Origin of the sequence: Pseudomonas arsenicoxydans (assembly GCF_006438915.1) — a bacterium.
In the GTDB taxonomy this organism is placed as follows: Bacteria; Pseudomonadota; Gammaproteobacteria; order Pseudomonadales; family Pseudomonadaceae; genus Aquipseudomonas; species Aquipseudomonas arsenicoxydans_A.
Genome location: NZ_RCZE01000001.1, coordinates 436,462 through 447,624 on the forward strand (window position 1 = coordinate 436,462; position 11,163 = coordinate 447,624).

General features: G+C 62.1%; 8 protein-coding genes and 1 pseudogene. All 9 read right to left on the reverse strand.

Annotation, left to right across the window (positions count from 1 at the left end):
• Positions 1 to 17 precede the first annotated feature (17 nt).
• On the reverse strand, positions 18 to 1,019 hold the full coding sequence (locus tag EAH78_RS02020; RefSeq protein ID WP_170219092.1) for a serine/threonine-protein kinase: 1,002 nt from the start codon (positions 1,017 to 1,019) through the stop codon (positions 18 to 20).
• Positions 1,016 to 1,744, reverse strand: a complete 729-nt coding sequence (locus tag EAH78_RS02025) for a PP2C family protein-serine/threonine phosphatase (RefSeq protein WP_123433131.1) — start codon at positions 1,742 to 1,744, stop codon at positions 1,016 to 1,018. Before EAH78_RS02025 ends, EAH78_RS02020 begins: the two co-directional genes overlap by 4 nt.
• Positions 1,744 to 5,283 (reverse strand): type VI secretion system membrane subunit TssM, encoded by a 3,540-nt coding sequence (gene tssM, locus EAH78_RS02030; RefSeq protein WP_140664841.1) that lies wholly within the window; start codon positions 5,281 to 5,283, stop codon positions 1,744 to 1,746. The genes EAH78_RS02025 and tssM overlap by 1 nt, the downstream gene beginning before the upstream one ends.
• 13 nt (positions 5,284 to 5,296) lie before the next feature.
• Positions 5,297 to 6,172, reverse strand: a complete 876-nt coding sequence (icmH, locus tag EAH78_RS02035; RefSeq protein WP_140664844.1) for a type IVB secretion system protein IcmH/DotU — start codon at positions 6,170 to 6,172, stop codon at positions 5,297 to 5,299.
• A 5-nt stretch (positions 6,173 to 6,177) separates the two neighbouring features.
• Positions 6,178 to 7,505, reverse strand: a pseudogene (gene tssK / locus EAH78_RS02040) (type VI secretion system baseplate subunit TssK).
• Between the two features lie 2 nt (positions 7,506 to 7,507).
• Positions 7,508 to 8,008: a type VI secretion system lipoprotein TssJ gene (tssJ, locus tag EAH78_RS02045; protein ID WP_140664847.1), complete on the reverse strand. Its 501-nt coding sequence runs from the start codon at positions 8,006 to 8,008 to the stop codon at positions 7,508 to 7,510.
• Positions 8,009 to 8,013: 5 nt separating this feature from the next.
• The gene (gene tagH / locus EAH78_RS02050; RefSeq protein WP_140664851.1) at positions 8,014 to 9,210 is read right to left on the reverse strand and encodes a type VI secretion system-associated FHA domain protein TagH; all 1,197 of its coding nucleotides are present in this window, start codon (positions 9,208 to 9,210) and stop codon (positions 8,014 to 8,016) included.
• 17 nt (positions 9,211 to 9,227) lie between these two features.
• Positions 9,228 to 9,368 (reverse strand): hypothetical protein, encoded by a 141-nt coding sequence (locus EAH78_RS02055; RefSeq protein WP_007894589.1) that lies wholly within the window; start codon positions 9,366 to 9,368, stop codon positions 9,228 to 9,230.
• 270 nt (positions 9,369 to 9,638) lie between these two features.
• Complete coding sequence (locus EAH78_RS02065; RefSeq protein ID WP_140664857.1) at positions 9,639 to 11,156, reverse strand: sigma-54 interaction domain-containing protein; 1,518 nt, start codon at positions 11,154 to 11,156, stop codon at positions 9,639 to 9,641.
• Positions 11,157 to 11,163 lie beyond the last annotated feature (7 nt).

The following is an 11,163-nucleotide window of genomic DNA, read 5'->3' on the forward strand; positions in this document are numbered from 1 at the left end:
TGTTCGGTGGTCATCCGTTACGCCCGATGTCGCAGGCGTTGCAGCAAAGACGAAGTGGCGCCCAGGGCGTCACGCAATTGGGCGGCGGTGATGGTGCGCTTGGCCGCATCGAAAGCCAGCGCCGTTCGCAGGGCTGGCCAGCAGTGTTTGGGCAGGTTTCGCGGCGGATGCAGTTCGCGCTCGAGCTGGCCGTCGCGGGCCTCGGTCGAGGGCAAGCGGAGGAACGGGTGTTTGCCGCCGGCCAGTTCGTAGAGCACGCAGGCCACGCCGTAGACATCGGCACTGGCGGTCAGCGGTTGGCCTTCGAGCAGTTCCGGGGCGGCGTAGCCGGGGGTCCAGGCGTTGAAGCGGTCGCGACTCAGGTGCGGCAGGCCGGGGAGAATGCCTTCCACAGCCTGGCCGAGGCCGAAGTCGAACAGGCGCACGCCTTCTTCGCTGAGCATCACATTGCTCGGTTTCAGGTCGCCGTGCAGTACGCCGCGCGAGTGGGCATAGGCCAACGCATCGAGCAGCGGCAGCGCGATGTCGCGCAGTTCTTTCCACGGCAGGCCCAGGGGCCGCTCGCAGAGTAGTTTGTCCAGGGTCAGTCCACGCATGAGTTCCATGGTGAAGAAGGCGCGCTGGCAGTCGGTGTCCACTTCAAAGCTGTGCAAACGCAGCACGTTGTCGTGGCGCAGGCGTCGGGTCAGGGCGAACTCGCTGTAGAGCAAGGCGCTGGCGTCCGGCGATTCGGCAAATTCTTCGCTGAGGATTTTCAGCGCGATGTAAGGGTCGGGATCGCCGAACTGTTCGCTCAGCAAATCCCGTGCGCGGTAAACCGCGCCCATACCGCCGGCACCGAGCAGGCGCTCGATGCGGTAACGGCCTGCGAGCACGTCGGGCATTTCGCCGATGCTGGGCTTGGTCGGCGCCAGCGCGGACTCTGCTTTATGCGGTTTGGCGAACGCGAAATAAGTCAGGTTGCTGACTTCTTCGTCGCTCACCAGCAGGTCGTCGAGCGGCGGCATGAGTTGGGTCATTGGCGGATCACCACGGCAGTCAGGTTGTCCCGCGCCGAGCCACGCAGAGCGCCGTCGAACAGACGCTCCAGCGCAACGTGCGGCGCGGTCAGGCTCAGGGCGTTGCCCAAGGCATCGCTGCTCAAGCCGTTGTACAAACCATCGCTGCACAACAAAAACGCATCGCCGGGATAAACCTCGAGTTCGAGCACGTCCAGGGTCAACTGCTCGGCCGCCCCGACCGCTCGGGTCAGGGCATGGGCGGCAGGATGAGCCTTGGCGTCTTCGATGCTCATGTTTTGCTCGTCGATGAGTTGCTGTTGCAGCGAATGGTCCTTGGACAGTTGATACAAACGCTGGCCGCGCCACAGGTAGCAACGGCTGTCGCCGGCCCAGATGCAGGCCGCGCGATTACCGTCCACCAGCAGCGCCACCACGGTGCTGCCCATGATGCTGTCGTGGCGCCCGGCAGTGACGGTCAACTCCTGACCCAAGCGGCGATTCAACCAGTGCAGGCACTGGCGAATGCCTTTGAGGCGTTCGTCGAAATCATCCTGCACCGGCAGTTCCGCCAGGCTGGCGACGATCAACTGGCTGGCGATGTCGCCACCCTGATGACCGCCCATGCCGTCCGCGACCACCCACAGCCCCTGTTGTGGACAGTCGAGAAAGGCATCTTCGTTGCGCGCCCGAACCTTGCCGGCGTCGGTACGCGCAGCGCTGCGCCAGGGACTGGCAACCAGCATCAGAGCTGCACCGGCATACGGAAGGTGCGCAGCACGCCCATGTCGAACGGGTTCGGCGTGCGCTGGCTGCTGAGCAGGTAATTGGCGCGCAGGCCGCCAACGTCAGCCTTCAATACCAGCACATCGCGACCGCTCAGGTACTCGGTCTGCATCAAGTCGAACAGACGGAACAGCGACCATGGGCCGGTGTTCTTTTCGATACCGATCGGGCGTCCGGCCATTTTGTCGAGGACCAGGCTGGTGCGACCGTCTTCAGCGTCGGTCGGCCATTTGAACGACACCGGCACGATCGGGCCGTGGCGGTATTCGATGGTCTTGTCGCCAAACTTGAACTCGGAACGGCTGACGGCCGGATCGAGGGTGTACGGCTCCAGTTTGAACTGCACTTGCGGCTCGGCCGGGTTGATCGAGAAGAAGCTCTGGCGAATCACTTGTGCCGCCGCCATCTGGTCGAGGTAGACCTTGGAGATCGGCAAGCTGTGACCATCGATGCTGCGCAAACGATAGTTACCCGGATCACCGCTCACGAACGGACGCATGTAAGTGTCGAAGAAGCGATCGTTGATGCCCTGGGCCTTGAAGAACTCGCGGAAGTCGCTGATCGCCACGTCGCTGGTGCTGTGGGCGCTAAACGGATAACGCTTGTTGATCGCCTTGCCATAGAAGCTGTACAGCTCGCTCTGATAACGCTGGTTCAGGTACTGATAGGAATCGTTGAGCACCAGACGCCAGGTGTCTTCGGCCAGCACGTTGAACCACACGCTGACCGGCCGCGGCAGACGATTCGAAGCATTGCGCAGGGCGCTCAGCGCATCACGCTGGCCGCTCATGCGGGTCTTGGCCATTTCAAACGCAGCCTGCTCCGGGGAACTGGCACGGGCCAGGCTCGCCAACTGCATTTGCAGGTCGTTGAGCGCCGCCAGCGCCGGGGTCAAATCAGCGGCCGGGCCGTTGTTGTCATCCAGCAAACGGTGCAGCGGTTCGAAGCGACGTTGCAGGGATTTCTTTGCGGTGTCGGGCAGATTCTTGATCGCTGCCATGTCCGAGGCCTTGTCTGCCGCAGCAGACGCCAGTTTACCCAGCTTGCCCAATTTGCCCTTCTGATCGGCCAGTGCTCCAGCGACATCAGCCGCCTGATCAACCGGTTCGGCTTCTGCCGGGAACCGGGTGTTCTCACGCACTTCCACCAGCAGTTGCAGCACGGGCGAGTTGGCCGAGGTCAGGCCCGCCAGTTGCTCGGCGCCTTCGCCTGCGTCGCTGATCGGCGGCAACGCCACCTGGCCGACCGCTTCGCTCCAGAAGTTGGCGTAGTCGCGGAAGTACAGTTGCTCCAGTTCGACCATCAGGCGACGCAAGTCCATGCCGCTGATACCCGAGCCTTCGCCCAGCACCCAGTTGTCACGCAGGATATCGGTGACCAGCGCACTGCCCTGAACCGAGAAATACTGCTGATAACCCTGCTGGGTGTAGAAGCCCGGGATCACGTAATCGGTGCCGACAAACAGCGAAGCCTGCGGCCCCATGTGTTGGCTCAAACGGTACTCCGGCAGGTTGCGGGCCTGCTCGCGCAGCATCCGGTAAACCACGTTGGCCAGCGATTCGCTGCGCAGGACCTGACGGGCCTGAGCCACCAGTTGATCGTTCAACGGGTAGATAAATGGCTGCTGCAGCAAACGCTCAAAGTGGGTGTTCAAACCGTTCTGCACGGCGGTGTTGCCGGCGTAACGCTGGGACCATTCGGTGGCGACCCAATCCTTGAGCCACGGGCCATCGCGACGGTCTTTCATGTTCAGCATCAGGTACGCGCGCAGGCTGTTGAGCAGGCGCTCGCGGTCGTGCATGTTGGCGCGGATCTGCCCTTCCAGCAGCGTCGCGACCTTCGGCAGCAGTTGCGCTTCGAGCTCACGTTCGTAGGCGTTCTTGACAACTGGATTGACGTCTTCGCCCTGGTACAGGCCGCCGCGCTCGTGGTAACTCACGTCGCCTTTTTTCGGGAACACCTGAGTCGCCGCGTAAGCCTCGTCGAGCGGCTTGAGCACCGCCATCGAATCATCACGCGCGGTCAGGGCCGAGCGCTGTTGCGTCCAGTGAGTGGCGAGGTTACGCAGGTTTTCCAGACGCTCGTAGTTGGCGGAGAAACCGCCCGCCCACAACATGCCAAACAACGCCAATGCCGCCAGCGCGCCGACGTACAAGGCGCGTTGGCCCCAATGAATGCGGCTGCGTTCGCGCTTGTCCAGACCGGCCAGATCGGCCTCGGGGAAAATCACTCGGCTGAGCAAGTGGTGAATGAACCGTGAGCGGCCGCTGCGCAAGGTCGGCAGCACGCCCGCATTCATGCCCAGATTGGCGCCGATGCCGGCGGTGGTCTGATCCATTTCCTGGGTCAGGTGCGGTGCGCTGGTCAGGTAGAAACCGCGCAACTGACTGACACGCTGGTAGCGGTTGCCGGTGAACGCCATGTCGACGAACAGGCACAGGCGCTCGCCGATCTGCCCCAGTTGATGCGGGAAGTCGAGGATGCGGCCACGGCGCTGGGTGTCGCGCTCCTGGTGCATGCGCATGATCACTTGGCTGTTCAGGCGACGCAGCAGTTCTTCGAACTCGGTGCGCAGCACGGTCACGTCGGTGCCGCTCTGCTCTTTGCGGAAGCTGGTGCCGAGCACCTGATCGCTTTCTTCGCGGGTCAGTTGATCGAAGAACTCGTCGAAACCGAGCAGCTTGTCGGCCTTGCTCAGTACCAGGTAAACCGGCACATCGACGTGGAGTTTTTGATGCACGTCCTGCAAGCGCGCACGCACCTGGCGGGCCAGGGTCTCGAGGTCTTTCTCGTCGGGGCACAGCAGGGTTTCCACCGGAATGGTCACCAGCACACCGTTCAATGGACGGTTGCGGCGACGCTTGCGCAGCAGGTCGAGCAAAGTACTCCAGGCGCTGCCATCGACTTCGCCATCCGACTGGGTCAGGTAGCGGCCAGCGGTGTCGATCAGCACACCGTGGTCTGCGAAATACCAGTCGCAATGACGGGTGCCTTGGGTGTCGCGGGTGAGTTTGCGGTCGATCTTGTTGATCGGAAACTCAAGGCCCGAGAAGTCCAGCAGGCTGGTCTTGCCGCTGCCTTGTGGGCCGATCAGCAAGTACCACGGCAAATCACTGCGCCAGCGCTCGCTGCGACCGCGATACAGGCTCGACGTCTTGAGGGTTTTGAGGGCGTCCTTGAAACGCACCTTCAACTCTTTCTCTTCTTCGTCGATCAGCTCTTCGCGGCGAATGCGATCCTGGCCATCTTCGGTGTCTTCAACAGCTTTTTTACGCACACCGGCGCGCCAGCTGACGAAGACCATGGTCAGGCCCCAGATCAGGAACAGCACACTGATGGTCAGCAAGCGCGAGGTCGAACCTTCCCAGAACTTGTAGTCATCCACCGCTAGCAGCGGCCCGACGAACCACACCAGCAGCGCGACAAACAGCACCACCAGCAAGGTCCATACCCAGGTCATGCGCAAGAATGCGCCGACTTTCTTGAAAAACTTTTTCATTGCACGTCCCTGTTTACGGCTGCGACTGCGGCTGGACCGCGGCCGGTTCCAGCGTCTGGAAAGGTTGCAGAACGGTGTCGCGCTGCTCGCCGAGTACCCAGGCGAAACCCGAATACATCACCACCAGGCAGACGAAGGTGAACAACACCACCATCCACGCCGGCACGATGCGCACCAGGCTGCGGCGCTGATCGTTCAGGCCTTCCCAATGCGGCGACAGCTCGCGCGGCACATCGCCACGCAGTTGGCGGATCTGCCGGTACAAAGCATCGCGGATGCCTTCGAGTTCGAGCATGCCGCGTGCTTGTACGCGGTACTTGCCCTCGAAACCGAGGGACAGGCACAGGTACATCAGCTCCAGCATCGGCAGGTGCTTGACCGGGTTTTTCGACAGGCGATCCAGCAGCTGGAAGAACTTCTCGCCACCGAAGGTTTCGTTGTGGAAGCTGCTGAGCAGGCTCATCTGCGACCACTCGCTTTCGTTGCCCCACGGCGTGGTCACGACGGCTTCGTCGACCACGGTGCACAGCACGTAACGCGCGGCCATCACCTGGCTGCTTTCGGCGCCGTTGTGCAGTGCGCGCACCTCAAACAACTTGAGCCCGGCGGTCAGTCGCTCGTTGAGCGCATACATGTCTTCGCGGGTGTCGCTGTGCTTGAGTCGCACCACTTCCGACAACAGCTCGGAGGCGGCGGCCACCAGCGAATTGAGGCTGATGTTGAACGCTTCCGCCGGGCGCAAACGCGCGGCGTAGATCATGCGCTCTTCAAGCTGTTCGAAACGCGGCGGTGCTGCGAAATCGGTCAGCGGACTTTGCGCCGGGCCGTGGCCCTGACGGTCGAGCAAGACGGTTTTATCGTCCTGATGGTGTTCCATGTCCTTAATCATTTCAGTCAGTTCCTGATGGCCCAGAATTTCAGTTCGAGCTCTGCAAATTCACCGGAAACGTGGAACGCGAAGCCGCCGGAGCGCTCCAGATCTGCCAGGTCTCCCGAACTGAGTTCGAGGATGAAATAGGTTTTGTTGGAGTGGAACGCGATCTGCCGCGGGGCCACCGGCAACGGTTTGACCTTGATACCCGGCAGGTGCAGGTTGACCAGTTGGCGGATGCGTTCCACCGGGCCGACCTTGAGGTGCGCCGGCAAGCGGTGGCGCAGCTCTTCGGAGTCGCAGTTGGCACTGGCCGCCAGCACGAACGACGCCGAGCCCAGCAGTTTGTGGTCGTGCAACGGCGAGACGATGATCCCGTACTGACGCTCCTGCAGGATCAGTTCGATGGCGTGCTGTTCCAGCACCATCGACAGCACCTGACGGATCGCTTCCATCAACTTGCGGAAGCTTGCGCCCTGATCGCTGTGCTGGTAACGGCTGTCCAGGCGCGGGCGTTTGCTGTCGCTGGAGAAGGTCGCCAGATCACCGAGCATGGTCAGCAGCGTGCGGTACAACTCTTCCGGGTGCACTTGTTCCAGACCGAGGTAGTGACGTAGCAGCAGTTCGGTGCGGTTGATCAGTTGCAGCATCATGAAGTCGCCGACTTCCGCACCGCCGACCTTGCCGTTGGAACGGATGCGGTCAGCGATGGTGTCGCCACGGTGACCGAGCATGCTGATCACTTCTTTGAGGCACGACAGCAGGTAGCTGGAGGAATGCGCCTGAATGTAGGTGGGCACGAAATCCGGATCGAGGCTGATCACGCCATCGGGCGTTGTGTCGAGTACGTCACAGATCTTCAGCTTCACGTAAGCCTGATCGCTCTGCTGCTCGCCGAGCAACAGCTTGAAGTCCGGGCGACCGCAGCGCACCTGGCTGGCGGAATCGTCGCCGGCGTTGGAGTCGGCGACTTCGGCTTCGTACGCGGTGTAGCGCGCCAGCACGTCGGATTGCTCCGGACGGCGGGCTTCGATGTGGTTACCGGTGACCAGCGGCAACGCCAGGTAGATCGGCGTGTTGCCGGTGTTCGGCGGTACGTCCAGCGCCAGCGGTTCGGTGTTGCCACCGAGTTCGAACAGGCTGCCGTCCGGCAGAATCCCCGAGGCCTGGCTGATCACCAGTTTGCCCATGTTGAGGAACTGCAAATCGATGTCCAGATTGAGGAAGCCCCAGGTGTAACTGCCCAGCAACTGGGGGTCTTCATCTGGTGATCGTAGTAACGATCGTTGTGCTGGAAGTGCTGCGGACGCAGCAGCATGCCTTCCTGCCAAATGACTTTATGGTTATTCATGATCAGTCATCCGCCTTGGCGAGCGTTTCGTTGCTGTTGCGAATGCCGGCCTGATCGAGCGTCAGGTCAGCGTCGGTGACTTCCACCGGGGTGACTTGCACGGTGTAGCGCCATTTGGTTTCCGGCAGGTCGCGGTAGGCGGCGAGCACGCCAACGTAGCGGCTGCCCTCCTCCACGCTGAGTTTCAGCTCAATGGTTTCGCCCGGGCGCAGTTCGAGTTCTTCGCTGGCCACCAGGTCTGGGGCCAGGGATTCCTTGGCGCGTTCATACAGGCTGAAGAAGTCGGCATTTTCGAAGGTCACCGGGTGCTTGAGCTCGAACAGGCGCACGACAATCGGCGACGGACGCCCGTTGAGGTCCGGGTTCAGCTGATCGCTGGCGGTCAGCTTCAGGTTGAGCTTGGTGACTGTCGAATACGGCGACAGCGACGAGCAGCCGGCCAACAGTACCAGGGCCATGAGCGCCGTCAGCGTCTTGAAAAAAGCGGTCGAGCAGCGAGACATGCGCATCATCCTTGGTGGTCGGTGTGTAGGGTGGAAATCAGGCGGATCTGCTCTTCGTAGGCCTGAGCGAAGTCACGGGCCAGCAGGCGTTCGCTCCAGTCATCGTCCTGACGCAGGGCCTGGTGATAACGACCGTAGGCTCTCCAGCGACTGCCAGAGGTGGCGAGCAACGGCTTGTTGTCGCGCTCGAAACGCAGGGTCAATTGCTGCGGCGAGAAGTGCTCCAACGTGCCACGAACGGCAGCGCGGCTGGCGGTCAGCAAGGCCACTTGATGGGCCTGCAAATCGCGGAACGCGCGGGAGATCGCTTGCTCGGCCGGCAACTGGCCCGGCTTGTTCGGCTGCAACAAAATCCCCAGTGCTTCACCGGCATCGACGGCGAATTTCAGCGGGTTCTTTTGCGAGCCTTGCACGGTGGTCTGGGCCAGCCGCAGTTCGTTTTTCAGTTCGCTGCGGGTGCGCAGGCTCTGCTGCAAACCGCCGACGCTTTGCTTGAGCAGACGTGCCGCGTTCAGCGCCAGGGCTTCGCGGGCGTCATGGTCGAGGCCCTTGAGGTCCACGCCCAGCGCGGCACCGAAATGCTCCCAGAAGCCTTCGCTCTGACGCTCGACCGCTTTCGGCGGCGGGGCCGGCGCGGGTTCGGCCGGGGCGTTGATCAGCTCCGGGACCATCAGGCTTTCCATGTCGATGCGCGCGTAGTCGGCGCGCTGGCGGGTGTCCTCGATCGTGGTGCTCGGGGAGATCAATTGCTCGATTTCCGAATACACACGTTCTTGCTGATCCAGCGCATTGAGCGGGTCGAGGTCGAGGAACGCGTCATCCGGAATGATGCTGCCTGCCGCTTGCGGACGGCCGACTTCCACATCGAAGGTCGCCGGGTCACGCACCAGCCGGGCGCGGATCTCGAAATCACCCAGCACATAGACGCTGCCGTGCTCGATCCGCATCGCTTCGCCCTTGCGCAAGCGCGCGCCGCTTTCGCTGTTCTGGATACCGTTGCTGCTGGTATCGGTCAGGAAAAACGTGCCTTCGCGGTAGCTGATCAACGCGTGGTGGTTGGAAAGATGCCGCTTGCGGTCCGGAATGATCCAGTCGCAATCCTCGCCCCGACCGATGACGCCACCGGCCTGTTTAAAGGTCCTTTGGCACAAGTCCGTGGGCACGAATTGCTTGGTGTTGAGCATTTCGAAAACCAGTTCCATGGTGATACTCCTTGCGGTCACTTGCCGCGATTGACCGCCTGCGGATCACCCAATGGGCGATAGGTGTTGTCGTTGTATTTGTAATTGCCGCTACAGCCGCCGAGGCCGCATAGAACGACGAGGGTCAGCAGGACGGCTTGCCAGTGACGAACAGGCATCAGAGGGTCTCCAGGGATAGACAAAGCATAAAGCGCCGACCCGATTGGGCGGCGCTGTAAGAAGCGAATGAGGTGAAGCCGAGCGCTCTAGTCCGGGACATTGAGCACTTCCTTTGTGGCGAGGGAGCTTGCTCCCGCTGGGCTGCGAAGCAGCCCCAAAACCGACTGTCCCGTTTATTCAGGCAGACCGTGTCGGCTGGATTACGACTGCTGCGCAGCCGAGCGGGAGCAAGCTCCCTCGCCACAGGTCGTGCGTGGCTCAACATTGGGTTAACCATCGAAGTCACCCAAATTGATATTCAGGCGCCCGAGGCGGTATAGCAGCGTGCGCCGAGGCAGGCCGAGTTCGCGGGCGGCGAGGGTCTGGTTGCCGTCGTTTTTGCGCAGGCAATCGAGCAGCAGGCTGCGTTCGACCTGCTCCAGACGTTCGCGCAGGTTCAGGCTGTTGTCTTCGGGCATGGCTTCCATGCGCAGGGAGAAATGTTCGGCCAGCAACTCACCGCCCTCGCACAACAGAACGGCGCGTTCGACCAGGCCTTTGAGTTCGCGCACGTTGCCGGGGAAGGCATAACCGGACAGGTGATCCAGCGCCGCATCGGACCAACGCACCGCATCGCGTTGCAAAAACGAGCAGGCCTTTTCAGCAAAGTGTCGCGCCAGGTCGAGGATGTCGCCTTCACGCTGACGCAGGGCCGGCAACTCGATCGGGAATTGCGCGAGGCGGTAGTACAAGTCCTCGCGGAACTTGCCTTCGCTGACCAGCACCGACAAATCCCGGTGCGTCGCGGCGATGATGCGCACGTCGATCTTGTGGGTGTCGTTGGAACCGAGCGGTCGGATCTCGCCTTCCTGCAATACGCGCAGCAACTTGGCTTGCAGCGACAACGGCATGTCGCCGATTTCATCGAGCAGCAAGGTGCCGCCATTGGCCGCATCGAACAGCCCGGCGCGGTCGCGATCTGCGCCGGTGAACGCACCTTTGCGGTAGCCAAACAGCTCGCTTTCCAGCAGGTTCTCAGGGAACGCGGCGCAGTTCTGCACGATGAACGCCTGGGAGCGGCGCGGCCCGCAATCGTGAATCGCCCGCGCGACCACTTCCTTGCCGGTGCCGGTCTCACCGCGCAACAGTACGGTGTACGGGCTGTGCAGGACTTTGCTGATCAGCGAGTAGGTCTCGCGCATGGCCTTGCTCTTGCCGATCAGACCGTAACCACTGGCGCTCGGCACGCTGACCGGCGCTGGCCGTGTTACGCCAGTCGGCTGACGCAAGCGTTGCAGCAGGTGCAGTTGGCCGAGCACGAACGAGCCCAGCTGACCGAGGGAGTCGGCGAAGCCTTGCAGGTCGATGTGCCGGCGACTGGCGCACAGCAGCAAGCCTTCAACCGACTTCTGCTGATTGACCAAAGGCACACACAACAATGACTGCCACGGCGTGACCTGGGGCGGCAGGAAGCTGGTTTCGTGCAGGCTGCCGCTCAGTTCGCTGAGGCTGACCACGCGGTTCTGGCACAGGGCAAATTGCAGCAATTGTTCACCGTTGTAATCCGCTGGCAGGCTCGCCGCTTCCCGGGGTTGCAGGATGCCGTTCAGGCACTCGGCGTTCATTCCCAGGCAGGTGTGGGTCGCGTCCAGCAAGTACAGCTGCGTCAGTTCGCAACCGCTGAGCTCGGCCAGACCGCGTACGAAGTCACCCAGCAACGTAGCCCCGTCCGCCGCGCGCGACAGGCTGGCGAACTGCGCCAGCAAGGCTTCGGCATAGACCAGCGGTTGCGGCACTTGAGTGAACATCACACCC